We start from the raw sequence: 18,345 nt of genomic DNA on the forward strand, positions 1-18,345 counted from the left end.
ATAATCCTCCTAAATAGTCACTTCTTGGCTTGCTGCAAACAAATACAGCAGACGCTCCTTGATCGGGATTCTGAGGATCGATTCAACCGCTTCCTGATAGACGGTCAACTGAACGCCATATCGCTCGGCCATCTCCGTATTGACATCGCTTATGTGCGATATCCGATCGGTCTTGTAATCCAGCAGAACCCAACCGTCCTGTTCTTCAAAGAGGCAATCGACGATTCCCTGGATAATCTGATGGTCTCCGTCCTCATCCGCTTTTGCGTAAGTAAAAGGAACTTCCCGTTTGATGTTTTTCGCCGAACGAAGACGTGCAGCAGTATCGCTTTCATAAAATCTTTCCAGTTCTTCGATCTTCACCGCTTTTCCCTCGTCGGGCGAAAGGATCTCCATCCCGACCAGCGTTTCGATGAACTCTTTTATTTCAGCGGCATCCATTGTGCGATCCAATGGAATGTGCTGCATGACCGCATGGACAGCAGTACCGACATCGGCCGCTGACAAACGTTTGTCCATCATGAAATCAGGACGGTGCAACAACACTGTTCTTTCGGGCTTTGCCGTTTGGATAAAGGATTCTGGCTCATCCAGACGCTGCAGCATCTGCAGCCGTTTCATTTCCGTCACAGACTGCTTAGAACGTTTCTCAACCGCTTTTTGGTGCGGATATTGATAGTTGAAGCGATCATTGACCAGCTGCTGATAATTTTCATTGGAATCATCGCCTTCCAGCAGCTCTTCCAAATTCACAACTCCTGGGAGCAATGACTGGGACTCAATAATTTCAATATGGAAGCGGGAGGAATGATCAAGAACATTGCCATTGACATTCAATTGTTCAGCAGCATCCGGATGTCTGGCAAGAGCGGGGCCAATCCAGTCCAAATAACCTTTTGCACGTGACCGCATGAAATCGGGCAGCCGGACATCTTGTGTACCGACTTTCCATTTTTCAAAAAGCTTATCGATTTCCTTAACGGAAGCCGTCAAATACAGACGCTCTTTTGCCCGTGTCATCGCTACATACAAAACCCGCATTTCTTCCGCTTTCATCTGCAGCTGCTTCATTTCTCTGACCGCAAGGAACGGCAAGGATGTATATTCAATCCGCGTATCGGGATTGACCGCCTTAACAGCCAATCCATAATCCTGATCGAACAGGTAGGATTTTCTGAAATCCATTTCATTGAAAGACCGGCCTGTACCGGCAAAGAATACTACTGGAAACTCAAGTCCCTTCGACTTGTGGACTGTCATGAGCCGAACGACATTTTCTTTTTCGCTGAGCGATTTCGCTGTACCCAAATCATCCCCACGTTCGCGCATGCGATCAATGAAGCGCAAAAAGCGGAACAGCCCGCGGAAAGAGGTTTTCTCATATTCCAACGCCCGGTCATGCAACGCACGCAAATTGGCCTGGCGCTGCTTGCCATTGGTCATGGCGCCTGCCATCTCGTAATAGTTCGTATCCAGGTAAACCTGCCAGATCAATTCCGCCAAAGAGCCTCTGCGGGCCTGGTTGCGCCACCCTTCCAGCTGAATGATAAAGCGTTGAAGCTTCACCGCTGTGCCACGATCAATTCCTGTACCGGCGCGCATGAAGGTTTTCAGCGCTTCATAAAACGAAGCCTGAGGCGCAGCTAAGCGGATCTCGGCCAACTCATTCTCTTTCAAGCCGATGAACGGTGCTCGCAAAACAGAAGCAAGCGGAATGTCCTGATATGGATTGTCGATGACGCGCAGTGTATTGAGCATGATCATTACTTCGAGTGCGTCAAAGTAGCCGCCTGTCAATTCAGCGTATAAAGGAATCCCCGCCATTTTAAATTCGTCCACAAAGTCTCCAGACCAAGTCATGGAGCGCATCAAAACAACGATATCCCGGTATTCAAGTTTTCGTTGCTGCTGGGTCCAGGGGTCATTGACGACCATTTCCTGGTCCATCATCTCTTTGATTTTTTTTGCGATATAACGCGCTTCCCACTGCGATTTCACCAGGTCCTCATCCATAACTTCCTCTTCTGTTTCCGGTTCATGGATCAGAGCCAGTTCAATCGGTACCTGCTGCTCGGGATAAGGTGCTTTCGCTTTTAGCGCCGCTGCTTCGTCATAGTCGATTTCCCCGACCCGCTCTCCCATGATCTGCGAGAATATATAATTGGTGCCATCCAATATTTCCTTACGGCTCCTGAAATTCGCATTCAAATCGATGCGCAGCCCAGCATCTTTTGCATCGTGGCGAAAACGGGAATATTTCCCCAGGAATAGCATCGGTTCAGCGAGCCTGAATCGGTAGATCGATTGTTTGACGTCGCCCACCATAAACAGATTGCCGTCTTGTTCAGCTCCTGACTTCACTAAATTCAAAATGGTTTCCTGCAGCAGATTGGTGTCCTGGTATTCATCCACCAGCACTTCCTTGAAACGATCCTGGTATTCTTTTGCAATGGCCGATGGTTTGCCATCATCCGATAAGATTTCAAGTGCATAATGCTCCAAGTCAGAGAAATCAACCAGTGCCCGGTCGATCTTGAGGGCTTTGTATTGATCCGCAAAAAGCTGCGTCAGTTCCACTAAGGTTTTCATCAAAGGCGCCATTTCACGCATTTCGTCGAGTAGGCGTTTAGGCGACCTCGTAAAATAGGCATCGAACAGGCCGTTGACGATTTTCTTCACTTCATTGCGCATCGCTTTCGCTTCGTCTGCAACTGCAGGGTCACAAGAATCTTTCTTGATACTGGCCGCTTTTTCGAATTTGAAGGACTTTGAAAAAGCATAAAGGCTGTCCCAAGAAGTCTCTAAAGCAGAAAGAGCCGATTGGATCACTTCTGTGTCTGTCTTGAAGGTATTTTCCAGGAGAGCGGGGCCATCCGGCTGTAAAGCCAATTGCAGTCCCTCCTGCGTCAGCTGCAGCGCTTCTTCTAATGCATGACGTATCGTTAGTTTCAAGTCACCGGTAAACGGCAATTCATCGATGCTGGCTGATTTCGGCACCTCGTATAATGCAGGTACTTGCTGCAGCCAGTCTACAGGATCAGGATGGACACGCGAATAATCATAGAGCTTGCTAAGCAGTACCTCCATCGCCTGGTCGCTGCGGTCGGAAGTAAAACTGTCCGCCAACCTATATACTGCCTCAGCCCCTTCCCCCTCATAAGCCGTTTCAAGAACAGCTTCCAGGACATCATCCCGCAGCAAAGCCGCTTCTGTCTCTCCTGCAATCCGGAACCCTGGATCAATTTCAAGCAAATAGGCATATTGTTTCACCACCTGCAGGCAAAATGAATGCAATGTGGAAATTTGTGCTTTATTGATTAGCCGCAATTGCTTACGCAAATGGGTTGAATCAGGGTTTTCTGCAACAGCTTTTTCTAATGCATTCGACATGCGGTGGCGCATTTCAGCAGCTGAGGCATTGGTGAAAGTAACGACCAAAAGTTCGTCCACTGAAATGGGATCTTCCTCGGCCAGCACCTTTTCAATCATCCGATTGATCAGGACAGCCGTTTTTCCTGAACCGGCTGCTGCTGAAACAAGCATGTCCTGTCCTGTTGCCCAAATTGCCAGCCATTGTTCTTCCGTCCATGTGGCATCAGTCGGTTTTATCGGTATCATCTTCAGCGGTCTCCTTTCTGATCAACTCTACTGCTTTGTCCGGCGATAATGCCGGTAATTTCCGATAAGTCTGTGTTGGGTCCGCTGGGTCGAACTGGCAGACAGAGCGATAGGAACAGAATTGGCATGGCGTGTCTTCTTTGACCTTATAAGGGGTGATGCTCGTGTTGCCATCCAATATGCCATTACCGGCCTGTTGATGCTTACTGCGGACATATTGGCGGATGGCATGCATATCCTCTTTAGCAACTGTTTTCGACTGGGAAGCGGACACTTCACCGCTTTTATTGAGCCTTACGGGTATGACATTGGAATAGCCGTCAATCCCATCATCCATCGCCTGAATCACTTCCGGATCTTCGACGACCAAACCGTTCATTTTAAAAGATTTGGCCATTTCTTCTTCGAGTTCTTCTGTTGTCATGAGCTTCGTCAATTTCAACATCGGATTATGCATATGGAAATACAATACACCAGCGGGTTCTGCTTCATCTCCAAGCCATCTTTCGGAATGTGTCAGTGCCACATCGAGATATGTGAAAGTTTGCAAAGACAGGCCATGATAGACATTGCTGAGGTCGAGCCCTTGTTTGGACGATTTGTAATCGACGACACGTAAATACGGTTTGCCATGGATTTCAGTCGAATCGATACGGTCGATCCGGCCCCGGACATTCATTTTGCGTCCGTTTTTCAAAGGAATATCGAGGGGTGGAATCGTTTCTTGCGGACCGAATCCAACCTCCAGCGCAACCGGCACAAATCCAGATACTTTGGCATGCTTGCTGAGCATAAATGCTGTCTGCCGGATGATGCCTTCCAATTTATGCTGGATATAGCGATAGCGATGGGAACTGATCAGGATATGGTTGACGAAATAAGGCGATAGCTGCTCAATCGCTTCTTTCGCTAAGTTTTGGCATTGTGTCCGGGTCAGCGATGACCAGGAGACCCCAAGCCTTAGGACTTCGTCCGAGATCCACTTAATTGCCGCATGGAAAAGATCCCCCATAGCGGGAGCAGCCAGTTTGTAATGGCTGCGTTCTTCAAGGCGCAGCCCATATGCTGCATAATGCGCAAACGGACAGCCGTAATAGGTTTCAACCCGAGATACGCTGGACGAGATCGGCGTACCATATAAAGGTTCGGCGATGTCTTCTCGCAGTGGATCCGCTATATTCGGTTTGATCGGCGCTAAAATTCGTTTTATGACCGAAGACCACAACGGATCTTCCTCATAATAGTTCAAGACAGCACGCCATTCAGCTGACAATTTTCCGCCACGGATCTGTGAAGTCAAATAAGCCAGACTTGCCCTCGGGTGTGAAATATAAGCCATTGGAGAAACATCCAAAAGCTCTTCGGGATCGATGACTGCCGGAACGGTGTCAATCGACAGCATATCCTTCAACTTCTGGATATAGAGGGAAGGCAGCAAAGCTTTTCCTTCTTCATCTGCAATCGGGTACGAGACCGTCAACAGATCGGACGCCGACGTAAAGGCACGGTAAACCATATAAGTCTCATCCATCAGACGCATTTTCGAAGTAGGCGCCAGCTCAAATCCGACCTGAGCAAACCACTCGCGGTCCGTATCAGTCAAAAGCCCTTCCTGCTCGATGCGCTTCGGCAATACGCCGTCATTGGCGCCGATGACAAACACCGACTTGATATCCATCAGACGCGCCAAATCGATTTTAGAGACCGTGACCTGATCAAGAGAAGGCGGAATCCGTGAAAATTCAAGCGTTTCAAACCCTTCGTCAAGGATTTTGACTGCTGTCGCCAAGTCGATTTCCTTATCTCCGAACATCAAGACAAACTGATCCAGCACTCCGATCCACTGATTCCATGCCTGTTCGTGTTCAGTAGCTGCCAGTAAACGATGCTCGCTTTCTTCCCGTTCTTTCAAATCCTGGATTTTCGCATAAACGTCCATCTTTTCTATAAACAGAAAGAGAGCTTCTGCGATATCCCTACCTGTTTTGCTGAGCTTCAGCTGTTCCTTTAACTGCGCTAAAGGCTCTCTGATTAGATCGCGGACCGCATGAAGCTCCATTTGAGCCGCCAGTTCTTCATCCGTTTGGATGGATGTATGAAATTCCAGACCCCGGTATTTCTTATAGAACCAGCGCTTCTCTTCAAACCAACGTTCCCCGTAAATGCCATTGGCAATGACAAAGTTCTCCAGCAGATCGCTTCGTTCCCGCCATTTTGTAGCCGGTCCCTGCGGAAAGAACAAATCTGTTTTAACCGCCCGGAAAATGGATTCATAAGAATAATTGGAGACGGTCGCTTCAAGGACCGAACGGCTGAATTCAATCAACGGGTGATGCAGCATCGACTTTTTCTGGCTGATGAAATAAGGGATTTCATACTGTGGAAAAATAGTGTTGATCAGTTCATCATAGATTTCAGGCTGTCTGTACAGAATGGCCATTTCATTGTACCGAAAGCCTTTTCTGGCTTGGTCTCTGATCCTCCTTGCCACTGCGTGCATTTCTGCTCTCCTGTTCGATGCTTCAACAAGGGATACACGGCCCTGGCCTTGAATCTTTCTGGTCGGATAATCATCAAAATGCCGTTCGATGTGCTCCAGTTCAGGATGAGAAAATCTGCGCGGTACAAAAAGATGCACAGAATCATCAATCTCGACACCCTCTTTTGCAGCCTGTTCGCTTAATCGGCGGGCGGTATTGGCAGACTGATAGAACAGTGCCTGCTCGTCGTTCGGATCCGTCTCTTTATCCATCGGTAAGGCAATGGTCACAGATTTGGCGTGTTTCATCAATTCAAATAGAATTTCATATTCTCTTGCCGTAAACGTTACAAAACCATCGATATAGATCGTGGATGATTTGATCAGTTCCGAATATGGTATTTTTTCGCTCAGCAAAGCCAGGTGGCCTTCGGAATCTACGAACACTTTTCCTAAACGGTTTTCAATCTCCGTCAGGATCAATTCCAGATCTTCCGCTTTATCCAACAGCGTTTTCGGCGCTCCCACTTCAGTTAATGAAGAGCGGATTGAACTGAATTCTCCGCAATCCACACAATAGCGGGCAAATTCCTTCACCAATTGTTCTATTTGGTCGGTAAATCCCCTTTTGCCGGCAGCTCTGCGGAACAATTGGAATTCTTCCCGATGTTCTTCCAACAGACTGCGTATCAGCATCCGGTAACCGAAGGTATCCACTTCTTTCCTGCTGATCCCCCCCACTTCCTGCAGCACGCGCCAGGCAAGCCGTTTAAAGGTGACTGCCTGCGCCCGAATCATGCCATTCATGCCATATGCAGCAGAAAGGCGATATTCGGTAGAAAACGACATCTGATCCGGCACGATAAGAAAAATAGGATCCCCATCCGCCTGCCGTTTTAATTCCTCCACTATTTCATCTTGGACAAACCGGGTTTTCCCTGCTCCCGCCCTACCATATACAATGCGTAAAGACACATGATCACTCCCTCAAATAAGAACGTTTGTTCTAATTATACGACTATCCCAAGATGTTTGCCAACACCAAAACCATTTATTGCTTCTGCTTTTTACGCTCTTCATTTGCCAGACGATATTCAGCTTCCACTTTTTTATTTAATCGTTTTTCAAGAATTTTACCGATTATATACAATAGAATAATGACAAGGATGACAACGGCAGTCCGAACCGGCTGGGTAAAAAGAGCACGCAGGTCATAACCGACAAATGAAATCGTGAAGACCATGACAAATTTCCCGGCCATGACCGTCAGCAGATAATAATATCTGCGGATGTTTGATAGGCCAGCTACGAGGTTAACCAGAGCAGACGGCGTAAAGGGAAGGCACAACAACAGGAACAGCGGTCCAAACCCGTTCCGCTCCACCCAATGAATGAGTTTTTGCACTTTTTCATGCCTCGTCATAAAGTTCATGAAACGTGCCCTTCCGTATTTGCGGATCAATAGGAACACTGCATAAGCACCTACAACAGAACCTCCCCACGACAATAGGAAACCAAACCATAATCCATAAGCTGTTGCATTGGCGAATACAAAGACAAACAAGGGCAAAAACGGCAGGAACGCTTCAATGAAAGGTAAAATGAAGCCGATTACCGGACCAAAAGCCCGGTAGGATTGTGTCAATTCAACAATATTCTCCATGGAAAAAAAATCCGACATAAGCTCATTCCTTTTAAGTACCAAATTTTTAAAATGCTGATAATAAATTAAAAGCTTTTATGATATGCTATTATAATTACTTTACACTCTTTCAATGAGTTTGGAAAAGGAAATACTTATACATAAGGAGCGAGAAAAATGGATAGACGTGAGTTTGCTGCTGGGATAAAGGCTGGAACCAGTATAGCAATCGGCTATTTTCCAATAGCATTGACATTTGGTCTATTGGCCAAGACAACCGGCCTGTCGCTATGGGAAGCAACAGCGATGAGCATATTTGTTTTTGCAGGAGCTGCACAATATATTTCCCTTTCTCTCATCACAGCTGGGGTAGCCCCAGCTGTGATCGTTCTGAATACCTTTATCGTCAACATTCGGCATTTTCTAATGACGGCTGCGCTCAATGAAAAGATGCAGCCAGATGACCGATGGAAAAAAGCTCTCTATGCTTTTGGCATCACAGATGAATCATTTTCTGTATTGGCCACACAAAAAGGCAATAAATTAAGTACCGCTTTTGCTGCCGGAGTCATCCTCATCGCTTATGGAAGCTGGATCATCTTCACTGCAATCGGCCACCTGATCGGCGCCAATTTGCCACAATTCCTACAAGCTTCCATGTCGATTGCCCTTTACGCTATGTTCGTCGGATTATTGGTGCCTTCGATGCGCGGTAATCGCAAAGTAATCAGCTTGGCCCTTATTGCAGGCTTGGTCAATTCCTTCTTCTATTTTACAGAATGGCTGTCCACAGGCTGGGCCATCATGGTCTCGACTTTGGCATCTGCCATTTTCATTGAATGGGTTTCCCGGAAAGAGGTGAAAGAATAATGGAGGCATGGTATTGGTGGATGGTACTTGGCATGGCGGTTGTGACTTATATTCCCCGCGCCATTCCGCTGACTTTTCTGGAAGGCAGGGAACTGCCTGAATCGGTTCAAAACATTTTACGCAATATCCCATATGCCGTGTTAGGTGCGTTGATTTTCCCTGCTATCTTTTTTATCCAGGAAAATATTTGGTTTGGGATCATCGGTGCCATTGCTGCATTCGGAATCGCCTTTACAGGTGCGAATGTTATGATTGTCGTCCTTGGTTCCATCGCAGTGCTGGCAATTTACAGCATATTCATATAAAATTGCACAAAAAAAGCCGTTACTCATTTTCATGAGCTTCGGCTTTTTTTCTGCGATTGAACATATTAGTGGAATACCAGAATCCGACAGTAAGAGATGCTGCATTGGCGATGAACAGCAGCCATGTATGGGTATAACCCGCATAAACTGCTGCCGCCATAAGTGCCACAGTCAAAATCAATGCAACAATGTGGTTGAAGGTGACTCTCGTAAACAAAATGACGAGCAGTCCCGGCACCAAAAGAGACAGGAAAAATTTCGTTATCATTGATTCCATTTAGTTAGCTCCTTAATTGACCACTAATAATCCAAGGCGATGATGGTCATGACGGAAAATAACATGTTGGCGCAAACGCACTTCCAGGTTATGGTCCAAAACTTCCAAGCGGCAGTGGGCGGCGTTGACCTGAATCGCTTCATACAGCTCCGATTCATTTGAAATGGCGATGCCATTTACTTTGCGGATCACTTCGCCGCGCAGCAAGCCCATCTTATCGGCAGGAGACCCCGGCAAAACATCGACAATCATAACGCCTTGGGACTGCGGTGTTACAGCATAATTGCCGCTGCGTTCCTTCAATGCGAAATGGATTGTGATGGCGATGCGTCCGATCACTCCAGCTGCGAGTGCAACAGCTGCCAGCGGCTGCCATAATAACGCGGCCAATCCGACAACAATGATGCCGATCCCTAAAGTGGAAACGGCTTTACCGACCAACGGATAAAGATATACCGGCAATGTCCGCTGCGAACGTCCCAGGAATCCGAAGACGAATGGGAAAAGAATCAGCGAAAAGCTGGTTTCACCAATCGGCAACTGAGGCCAGTAGGGTGCATACGAATCAATCACCGTACCTGGCACTACCAATAGAATCGGCAATAGCCATAAACGTTTCGATAGATAAGCTGCGGCTTTAAGGCCGCGTCCCGATTTATGCAAACGGGGTGAAGCAGCGTCTGCCGCTGCTTTGTTGATCATTTTTCCTTCTGCGAAGACCAGCGCCCCTGCAATAAGTGCGACAGGAACAAGCCATTCATAAGCAAAGGCCGTACCTTCGAATTCAAATAAGCCAAAATTCAATGACCAGCCATTGGCATTAACTAACCAACTGAGGCCCACTGCTGCTGCAGCCAAGTAGACAAATGACCCTGCCTGATAAAAAGTCGTAGCCATCAAAAGAATGGAGACGATGCTCAAAGCAATCAGCCAATCCATCGGTACAACCAATCCGATTCCGGCAAAAAGCACAGAAAAGACAAGGGCGTACAACCAGCCATCTTTCAACAGCCGTTTGAATTCGGTCAAGCCATAAACAATCCGAATCCTGAATATTCTTCGTTCCTTCTTTACTCGATAATATCCCAACAGCACTGCAGCAAGCAATGCTATGTATAAAACCGGATTTACAAAAAATCTACCAATCGCTAACATTAAATCCATTATCACTATACTTACACCATCCTATCACCGGCAATTGACGCTATCTCTCATTGTAACAAAGAAAACCGGCTTTCTGCATTTCTTTTTCAGTTAAATGAACGCTGAGCCCAATTGCTCCAAAATATCTTCAGTTCCTTCAATTCCAGCAGACAGCCGGATTACTCGGCGAGTTACGCCGATTCGTTCTTTTTCTTCCGCTGACAGCGCTCTGTGGGAAGTTCCGTATGGATACGAAACTGTGGTTTCCACGCCTGCCAGAGTCGGTACAATTTTTATCCAGCCAAGTGAGGAAAAGAACTTCGACACATCAACTGTTTCCGGCAATTCGAAAGATACGATCGCCCCTACGCCTGGATACCAGACACGTGCCTTGTCTTCCAGAAATGCAGCGATCGCCTGCGCATTTTCTGTTTGTGTCTTCATTCGAAGAGCCAGCGTCTTAATGCCGCGGATTGTCAGCCAAGCTTCGAAAGGACTTAAATTCAACCCCAAATTCACGACACGTTTCTCTGCAATGCCGATCAGCTCCGCGTCCCCTACCAAAACACCGGCAGTGACGTCGCTGTGGCCTCCAAGGTACTTGGTCGCACTGTGAGCAACTAAATCCGCGCCAAGCGAATAAGGTGTCATTGTATAAGGTGTAGCGAAGGTGTTGTCGATCATGACCCGGACATCGTAATGCTGCTTCAACCGGCAAAGAACTTCGATATCTTCCAGACGCAAAAACGGATTGGTGATCGATTCACTGAATATCAACTTGATTTCGGGAGTATCAATCAGGATTTGCTCGATTTTGCTGATATTCGAGAAATCGGCAAAATGAACTTGGATTCCCATGAGGACAAGTTCTTCCTTCAATAGATGAAATGTTCCACCATACACATCCTGCGCGGCAAGAACATGATCGCCTGTTTTAACAACCGACAGGATTCCGGCAAGAATCGCCGATGTTCCTGAAGATGCCGAAACGCCTTTCGGTGCAAGCTCCAAATCAGCTACAGTTTGTCCAAGTGCATCGGTATTCGGATTGGCTGTGCGTGAATACAGGTAGGTGCCATTTCCTTCATAATAGCCTTCAAGTTCTTCCAAAGAAGAAAAAGAAAATGCGGAAGTCTGGTAAAGCGGCATAACTTTCGATTGGATCGTCCGTTCCTTCATCGTCGCTGTGTGCACTGATTTCGTTTCAATTGACGCCATTAGTCCATCTCCTATTCCAATTCTGCAATTAGTTTTTCCATCATGGGTTCGTCCATGGGGCCTACCACTTTATTTTGGATGTGCCCATTCGTATCGATCATATAAGAGGTCGGGATGGATGCCGCTTGATAAGTCGAACCTACATCGCCATTTTCATCCATCGGAATCGGAAATTCCAATCCGAATTCTTCAACAAACTCCTCAATTTTCCCAAGGCCTTTATCTTTAGTCGTTAAATTGACTGCCAGGATTACAACATTTTCATCTTCAGCCTGTTCGTCATAATAACTTTGCATATGCGGCATTTCCGCTCGGCACGGAGGACACCAGGTTGCCCAGAAATTCAGCATTACTTTTTTTCCTTGATAATCCGAAAGCTTAACTTTTTCGCCATCCAAGGTAGTCAACTGAAAATCCGGAGCTTTTTCTCCTATAGCCAACCCTTCATCTGTCGGCAAAAAATCCACATCGCTGCCAAGAGCCATGTTATCCAGTGCTTCGGATTCCGCCATATTATTCTGAACAGCACCGATGATGACGAGCGCCACCATAACAGCAAGCACCAATAAGCCGATTATCTTTTTAGGCATCTGTTATTCACTCCATTCAACTTTCATCATACGATAAATTGGACAGTTTGTTCCACTAAGATTGCTAAAAAATGTGACAGAATAACAGGGATTTAAAAAAACAGCCGACATTAGATGCCGGCTGTCCTAAACTTATAATGAAACATAGCTGGCTGGATTCACGGCATTTGTGCGTCCGCCGTTCCAAGGTCCAACATGGATTTCGAAATGCAGGTGATCGCCGAATGATCTTCCGGTATTCCCCATTCCACCTATGTTTTGTCCTTGTGAAACCTGCTGTCCAACTGACACGCCAATCGAATTCAGATGAGCGTACACAGTTGCATGCGTTTGGCCATTTATCGAATGGGTGATGATGACTACGTTGCCGTAGCCGCCCATTGAACCGGCGTAGGATACAAATCCGTTTGCAGCTGCCACGATCGTGGTGCCTTTGCTGTTGGCAATATCTACGCCCTGGTGAAACTCCGGACCAGAACCGATATCGCGCCAGCCGAATTTAGAAGTAAAACGTCCGGCTGCCGGACGGATAAAACCAGAACTTGCATTCACAGAAACTGCCGGTGCTGGCGCGCTGTATGCTGGTGCCGGCGCAGCGGCAACAGGAGCACTTGGTGCTTCAGGCTTGCTGGCCGCTTTTTGCGAAGCTGCCTTTGCCTTGTCTTCAGCGGCGCGTTCAGCTGCCGCTCGTTCTGCCGCTGCTCGTTCAGCTGCCGCTTTTTCTGCTGCGGCTTTTTCTGCTGCGGCGCGTTCTGCAGCTAACTTACGCAAGCGCTCTTCTTCAGCTTTTCTTGCCAATTCCGCAAGCCGCGCTTGTTCGTTGGCAATTTTTGTTTCAAGTTCCGCACTTACGTCAATCGCTTCTTCGCGTTGCTGGACAAGTGTGGTCTTTTCTTTTGCTAAACGCTCCTGTTCAGCTTTCAGGTCTTTCACATGGCCAGCTTGTTCAGCTTTCTGCCCGTCTAATGATTTCTTGAGGTCAACAAGTTCTGCACGGCGTTGTTCCTGCTCTGCAAGCTTTGTCTCAACTTGTGCTTTTTGTTCACCTAAAAGCTTTTTATCTTCAGCTTGTTCGTTCATGATTTCGCGATCTGCATCAATCAAGGTGTTCACTGCCGAAAAACGGTCAATGAAATCAACAAAGCTGTTTGCACCCAGCAATACGTCTATGTAATCCACAGAGCCGCCGCTCAATTGGATGGCACGTGCACGTTCTTGAAGCAACTCTGTCCGTTCAGCAATTTTTCTTTCCAGTTCTTCAATGGATTTTCTCAGGTCATCGATTTCAACAATTGTCTGATCAATTTCACCTTGAACTCCATTGATTTTTGACTGGGTTTCCTGCATTTGGTTCTCCAGCTCCTGGATTTTAGCCATGATGCTTTCCAGTGTGGATTGGTTTTGATTCATTTCAGTGGATTTTTCACTGATTCCAGAATTCAATTCATTTTCTTTTTGTTCTATTTTTTGCTGCTCTTGCTGCAATTCACTTAAAGTATCAGCGTTTGCTGTTGGAATCAACAAGGTAAGCGATAATACGGATGAAACACCAGTCAACAACCATTTCGACTTTGAGTTCAAGTTTGTGATCCCCTTTCGGCTTTACGCTCTTTTTCTATCTATCTCTAGTTTAAGCTATACCATTCAAACGGTCTGGAGTCTCTTTATAATACCTGCAGACCGTTCTTATATCTATAATTACACACGCAAAAATTTTCTGATTGACATAAAGCTTCCCCAGATACCGATAAATACGCCCATCAATAAGATCAAGGCACTTACCTGGTAGATGAATGGGGTGAACTCCAATAGCTGGAAGAGTTCACCACTTAAACGGGGTTGTGCAAATTCAGTTATTTTTTTGTAAAGCAATGCTACCAGGCCAATCGGAATGAGTGAGCCTAAGATTCCAAGCCACATGCCTTCCAAAATGAACGGAATACGCACGAACCAGTTTGTAGCACCTACTAATTTCATGATTTCGATTTCACGGCGTCTTGCGACAATCGTGATTCGAATCGTATTTGAAATAAGGAACATAGCAGTGAACAACAGCGCCAGGATTAAAATCAGTCCGACGTTCCGTCCGGCATTCAAAAAGTTAAAGAGCTTCTCTATCTTGCCTTCACCGTATTTGACGTCCTCTATACTTTCTAAAGCCGCAATCTCGGTTGCTACTGCTTCAGTTTGCTGTGGATCAAGTGCTTTTACATAAAAAACATCGAACAATGGATTGCTTTGTTCGAATAAACTCAACTCATCCCCGAAATCAAGGACCAAGTCGGTCAGTTCTTCTTCTTTTGTCGAAAAATCAGTAGATTCTACACCAGGCATTTTGACAATCTGAGATTCCAGATCCTCTATGGTCTCTTCTGTAGCATCTAAGGAAACAAATACTTTAATTTCAACATCATTTTCGAGATCGTCGGCCACTTTGTTCAGGTTCATCATAATAAGAACAAATACACCGACCAACAATAGCGTTACCGTCACTGCGCTTACAGACGCGAAAGTCATCCAGCTGTTGCGGCCAATGCTTTTGAAACTTTCCTTGAAATGGCGCATCATCGTTCTAGCCTTCATAACCGTAGTCACCTCCAGCTACATCACGGACAATTAAGCCGCCCTCTATTGCAATTACACGATGTCGCCGTGTATTCACGATTTGCTGATTGTGTGTTGCCATAATAATCGTCGTACCTGCTTTGTTGATGCGTTCGAACAGGTTCATGATATCCCAGGCTGTTTCAGGATCCAGATTTCCTGTCGGCTCATCTGCAATCATCACTTTCGGCATATTGACGATAGATCGCGCGATGGACACACGTTGCTGTTCGCCTCCGGACAATTCCGTCGGAAACATTTTAGCTTTATGTTTCAACCCGACCAGATCCAACACTTCCATGACCCGTTTTTTGATGGCCGCGGGCTTTTCTTCAATTACTTCCAACGCAAATGCTACATTTTCATAGACATTCAGTTTCGTCAGCAATTTAAAATCCTGAAATACGACGCCAATCTGGCGGCGCAGCATCGGGACTTTCCGGTTCTTTAATGTTGCTATGTCAATATCGTCAACGAACATCTGTCCTGAGGATGGACGCTCTTCACGATACATCATTTTGATGAATGTCGATTTACCTGCACCACTCGGGCCTACGATATATACGAATTCCCCTTGCTCAATTTCAACATTGAGACCGTTTAAGGCGACAATTCCATTCGGATACTTTTTGTAGACGTTCTTCATTTGAATCATTTTTATTACCCACCTAATATTAATTGGCATACGCCAACATTATTTCCTTGGAATTTTGCAGCAAACTTATTATAACACCTTAAACATATATTTTTATTACATTTCTGTATCATTTGGAATTCAAATTGAATAATCTGAACTATAAGAAAATTTAATTTTATAGATAGTAATCTATTAAAAAAATCCCATATTATACCTCTATAAGTGTAAAAAAGTATTAAAAACGCTTATATTTTAGCATAAAAAAATAAACCTGCTGTTCGGCAGGTTTATTCCATGTTCGCTAAGTATTCTGCAACCGCTACCGCTTCATCGCCTTCAATGATATTAGCCGGCATTGCACCTTTTCCATTTTCGATGACAGAAAGGATCTCTTCTTGTGATAAACGGGATCCCACGTCATTCAAGGACGGGAAGTTTCCTTGACCCTCCAGATTTTCACCATGACAGGAAATGCAATTTTGTTGAACCACTTGCTCGGCATCAACGGCCGTTGTTTCTCCTCCGCCATCTGCAGGCGCTTCTACAGGAGTTTCTACAGGTTCCGTCGTTTCTTCACCGCCACATGCGCCAAGTATGAGTGCCGTACCGAACAGCATCGCCATCAATTGCTTTTTCATTTGGTGACCTCCTCTTATGAATTCTTCTACATATTAGAGTATACCAAAGTTATGGCCTTTTAAAACCCTCGCCGAGAACTTCAGAAGCATCTGAAACGATTACAAAAGCGCTAGGGTCGATATATTTGACCAGTTGTTTTAGTCTCGTAAATTCTGTTTGAGGAATAACCACCATCAATAATGGCTTTTCCGTCCCTGAATAGCCCCCGGTCGCAGTCAGTTCCGTCACGCCGCGATCAACTTCTTCGTAAATGGCGTCCCGGATTTCCATCTGCTTGTTGGTGATGATATAGACCAGCTTCGATTGGCCGAATCCCACTTGGACCAAGTCGATGGTTTTCGTCGTAACATATAATCCGATCAAAGCGTATAGCCCTTTTTCAATATCGAAGACCAGCGCTGCTGCCAAAACGATAAAGCCGTCAATCATTGCGACACTCGTGCCAAGAGTCAAGCCCGTATACTTCGTGATGATTTGGGCAGCCAGGTCTGTTCCGCCTGTAGATGCTTTCCCACGGAAGACGATGCCCAGCCCAAGCCCAACCATAATCCCGCCGAATAAAGCGCCAAGTAAAGGATCTTGGGTCCAAGGCTCCCACGATTCCGTCAAAAATACGACAAAAGGCAAAAATACTGTCCCTACAGCCGTTTTAATCCCAAAATTCTTACCCAGTAAGATCAATCCTGCAATAAACAATGGAATATTGAAAGCCCATTGAACGAAAGCCGGCTTCCATTCGAATAATCCTTTCAAAATGGTACTGATGCCGCTTACGCCTCCCGAAGCCACTTCATTCGGCAATAAAAACACATTAAAGGAAATTGCCACAATCGCTGATCCAACGATTACACTAGCGTAATCCAGGAACAAGGTCAGCAATGGATGTGGATCTTTGCGGATACGTCGATTTTTTTTAGTCATCTGTTCTTCTTCCTCTTCTCTCTTCTGTTCGGTTAAACCCTGTCAGAGTATACCAAAGGCGCTAAGCTTTGTGAACTTCATCCAGGTAAAGCAAAATTCTGCCTTAGCAGCATGAGGTGTTGACAATTTAAATTGGCGCTATGTAATAGACGAGATGCCTGAACCCTACTAGGAAGGAGTTGAGCCGGAAATTGAGCAGTAAGCACAGGAAAACCACTGTTTATCAAAAAGTTTTCGACAGCAAAAAAAGCCCGAAAGCGGGTAGGCTTTCGGACTTTCTGCATATTTTTGTTAATCCATTTTCGAACGCAAGAGAGAGTTGATAAATCCATCAATGTCCCCGTCCATGACCACGCCTAAATTACCGGTTTCATAATTGGTTCGGTGATCTTTAACCATTGAATATGGATGGAATACATAAGAACGGATCTGGCTTCCCCAGCCAATTTCCTTTTGTTCTCCACGAATTTCAAGAAGGCGTGCTTCTTCTTCTTCGATTTTTAAAGCATATAATTTCGCTTTCAACATTTGCATCGCTTTTTCACGGTTCTTGATTTGTGAACGTTCCTGCTGGCACGTCACCACAGCCCCTGTTGGAAGGTGCGTGATACGGACAGCGGAATCCGTAGTGTTGATATGCTGTCCACCCGCACCACTTGCCCGGTACGTATCGATTTTTAAATCTTCAGTGCGGATATCAATTTCAATCTCACCTGTGAATTCCGGCATCACTTCGCAGGAAACAAATGAAGTATGACGGCGCCCTGATGAATCGAAAGGCGAAATGCGGACTAAGCGGTGAACCCCTTTTTCAGCTTTCAGGTACCCGTAGGCATTATGGCCGCGAATTCCAAGCGTAACCGATTTGACTCCAGCCTCATCGCCAGCCTGGTAGTCCAGCGTCTCCACCTTGAAGCCGCGCTTTTCCGCCCATCGTGTATACATGCGCAATAACATGGAACACCAGTCCTGTGATTCTGTACCACCAGCACCTGGATGTAATTCCAAGATGGCATTGTTCTTATCATAAGGTTCGCTGAGCAGCATCGTTAATTCATAATCCGCCAGCTTGGAATTGAATTCCTTCATTTCATTATCGACGTCTTCATGCAGATCCTCATCATCTTCTTCTCTTAACAGTTCCAAGGACATTTCCATACTTTCCTGCGTTTCCACGAAACCGTAATAAGTATTCACAATTTCCTTTAATCCATTTAATTCCGTAATGACCGTTTGTGCTGAATCCTGATCATTCCAAAAAGCTGGATCCAACATCATTTCATCTAATTCCTGAATGCGGGCTTCTTTGTTTTCTAAGTCAAAGAGACCCCCTAAAGTCCGCCAGCTTACTGGCTGATTTGTCGAGCTGGTTACGAATGTCTGCTAATTCCATCATTATATG

Annotated in this window: 15 protein-coding genes; 2 read left to right on the plus strand and 13 right to left on the minus strand. The window is 45.9% G+C overall.

All coding sequences use genetic code 11. From position 1 onward, the window contains the following. Positions 1-9: 9 nt before the first annotated feature. From addA to K8U60_RS02695, 3 genes are all read right to left on the minus strand, one after another. Entirely contained in the window at positions 10-3,618 is a 3,609-nt protein-coding gene (gene addA, locus K8U60_RS02685) for a helicase-exonuclease AddAB subunit AddA (RefSeq protein ID WP_223633977.1), read from the minus strand. Continuing rightward, entirely contained in the window at positions 3,596-7,072 is a 3,477-nt protein-coding gene (addB, locus tag K8U60_RS02690) for a helicase-exonuclease AddAB subunit AddB (RefSeq protein ID WP_223633979.1), read from the minus strand. The genes addA and addB overlap by 23 nt, the downstream gene beginning before the upstream one ends. A gap of 76 nt (positions 7,073-7,148) precedes the next feature. Next, the gene (locus K8U60_RS02695; RefSeq protein ID WP_223633982.1) at positions 7,149-7,778 is read right to left on the minus strand and encodes a TVP38/TMEM64 family protein; all 630 of its coding nucleotides are present in this window, start codon (positions 7,776-7,778) and stop codon (positions 7,149-7,151) included. Between the two features lie 138 nt (positions 7,779-7,916). Between K8U60_RS02695 and K8U60_RS02700 the strand changes: the two genes are divergently transcribed. Together K8U60_RS02700 and K8U60_RS02705 are read left to right on the plus strand one after the other, a co-directional pair. Further along, positions 7,917-8,609 (plus strand): AzlC family ABC transporter permease, encoded by a 693-nt coding sequence (locus tag K8U60_RS02700; protein WP_223633985.1) that lies wholly within the window; start codon positions 7,917-7,919, stop codon positions 8,607-8,609. Continuing rightward, positions 8,609-8,914, plus strand: a complete 306-nt coding sequence (locus tag K8U60_RS02705; protein ID WP_223633988.1) for an AzlD domain-containing protein — start codon at positions 8,609-8,611, stop codon at positions 8,912-8,914. The genes K8U60_RS02700 and K8U60_RS02705 overlap by 1 nt, the downstream gene beginning before the upstream one ends. Before the next feature lie 19 nt (positions 8,915-8,933). Here the strand turns inward: K8U60_RS02705 and K8U60_RS02710 are convergent, their stop codons facing one another. From K8U60_RS02710 to prfB, 10 genes are all read right to left on the minus strand, one after another. Then, positions 8,934-9,191, minus strand: a complete 258-nt coding sequence (locus tag K8U60_RS02710; protein WP_223633991.1) for a CsbA family protein — start codon at positions 9,189-9,191, stop codon at positions 8,934-8,936. Positions 9,192-9,203: 12 nt separating this feature from the next. Continuing rightward, positions 9,204-10,355: a PDZ domain-containing protein gene (locus K8U60_RS02715; RefSeq protein WP_223634877.1), complete on the minus strand. Its 1,152-nt coding sequence runs from the start codon at positions 10,353-10,355 to the stop codon at positions 9,204-9,206. Positions 10,356-10,445: 90 nt separating this feature from the next. Further along, positions 10,446-11,552, minus strand: coding sequence for a trans-sulfuration enzyme family protein (locus K8U60_RS02720; protein ID WP_223633995.1), 1,107 nt, complete (start codon positions 11,550-11,552; stop codon positions 10,446-10,448). Between the two features lie 11 nt (positions 11,553-11,563). Continuing rightward, on the minus strand, positions 11,564-12,142 hold the full coding sequence (locus K8U60_RS02725) for a peroxiredoxin family protein (protein ID WP_223633998.1): 579 nt from the start codon (positions 12,140-12,142) through the stop codon (positions 11,564-11,566). Between the two features lie 132 nt (positions 12,143-12,274). Next, positions 12,275-13,723, minus strand: a complete 1,449-nt coding sequence (locus K8U60_RS02730) for a murein hydrolase activator EnvC family protein (protein WP_223634001.1) — start codon at positions 13,721-13,723, stop codon at positions 12,275-12,277. Positions 13,724-13,840: 117 nt separating this feature from the next. Further along, on the minus strand, positions 13,841-14,725 hold the full coding sequence (gene ftsX, locus K8U60_RS02735) for a permease-like cell division protein FtsX (protein ID WP_223634004.1): 885 nt from the start codon (positions 14,723-14,725) through the stop codon (positions 13,841-13,843). After that, entirely contained in the window at positions 14,715-15,401 is a 687-nt protein-coding gene (gene ftsE / locus K8U60_RS02740) for a cell division ATP-binding protein FtsE (RefSeq protein ID WP_223634007.1), read from the minus strand. Before ftsE ends, ftsX begins: the two co-directional genes overlap by 11 nt. Positions 15,402-15,670: 269 nt before the next feature. Continuing rightward, positions 15,671-16,021 (minus strand): cytochrome c551, encoded by a 351-nt coding sequence (gene cccB, locus K8U60_RS02745; protein ID WP_223634009.1) that lies wholly within the window; start codon positions 16,019-16,021, stop codon positions 15,671-15,673. 49 nt (positions 16,022-16,070) lie between these two features. After that, on the minus strand, positions 16,071-16,943 hold the full coding sequence (locus K8U60_RS02750; RefSeq protein WP_223634018.1) for a YitT family protein: 873 nt from the start codon (positions 16,941-16,943) through the stop codon (positions 16,071-16,073). A gap of 291 nt (positions 16,944-17,234) precedes the next feature. Continuing rightward, a protein-coding gene (gene prfB, locus K8U60_RS02755; protein ID WP_223634879.1) for a peptide chain release factor 2 occupies positions 17,235-18,336 on the minus strand; the annotation gives its coding sequence in 2 pieces (ribosomal slippage) (positions 17,235-18,263 and positions 18,265-18,336; 1,101 coding nt in all). Positions 18,337-18,345: the final 9 nt, after the last annotated feature.

The organism is Planococcus circulans, from assembly GCF_020023385.1.
GTDB lineage: Bacteria > Bacillota > Bacilli > Bacillales_A > Planococcaceae > Planococcus.

Bases quoted from the DNA above. Each gene is read 5' to 3' on its own strand.
- ftsE (WP_223634007.1), bottom strand. From the start codon at position 15,401: ATGATTCAAATGAAGAACGTCTACAAAAAGTATCCGAATGGAATTGTC.
- cccB (WP_223634009.1), bottom strand. From the start codon at position 16,021: ATGAAAAAGCAATTGATGGCGATGCTGTTCGGTACGGCACTCATACTT.
- K8U60_RS02715 (WP_223634877.1), bottom strand. From the start codon at position 10,355: ATGGATTTAATGTTAGCGATTGGTAGATTTTTTGTAAATCCGGTTTTA.
- K8U60_RS02695 (WP_223633982.1), bottom strand. From the start codon at position 7,778: ATGTCGGATTTTTTTTCCATGGAGAATATTGTTGAATTGACACAATCC.
- K8U60_RS02710 (WP_223633991.1), bottom strand. From the start codon at position 9,191: ATGGAATCAATGATAACGAAATTTTTCCTGTCTCTTTTGGTGCCGGGA.
- K8U60_RS02750 (WP_223634018.1), bottom strand. From the start codon at position 16,943: ATGACTAAAAAAAATCGACGTATCCGCAAAGATCCACATCCATTGCTG.
- K8U60_RS02705 (WP_223633988.1), top strand. From the start codon at position 8,609: ATGGAGGCATGGTATTGGTGGATGGTACTTGGCATGGCGGTTGTGACT.
- K8U60_RS02700 (WP_223633985.1), top strand. From the start codon at position 7,917: ATGGATAGACGTGAGTTTGCTGCTGGGATAAAGGCTGGAACCAGTATA.
- ftsX (WP_223634004.1), bottom strand. From the start codon at position 14,725: ATGAAGGCTAGAACGATGATGCGCCATTTCAAGGAAAGTTTCAAAAGC.
- K8U60_RS02720 (WP_223633995.1), bottom strand. From the start codon at position 11,552: ATGGCGTCAATTGAAACGAAATCAGTGCACACAGCGACGATGAAGGAA.
- K8U60_RS02725 (WP_223633998.1), bottom strand. From the start codon at position 12,142: ATGCCTAAAAAGATAATCGGCTTATTGGTGCTTGCTGTTATGGTGGCG.
- addA (WP_223633977.1), bottom strand. From the start codon at position 3,618: ATGATACCGATAAAACCGACTGATGCCACATGGACGGAAGAACAATGG.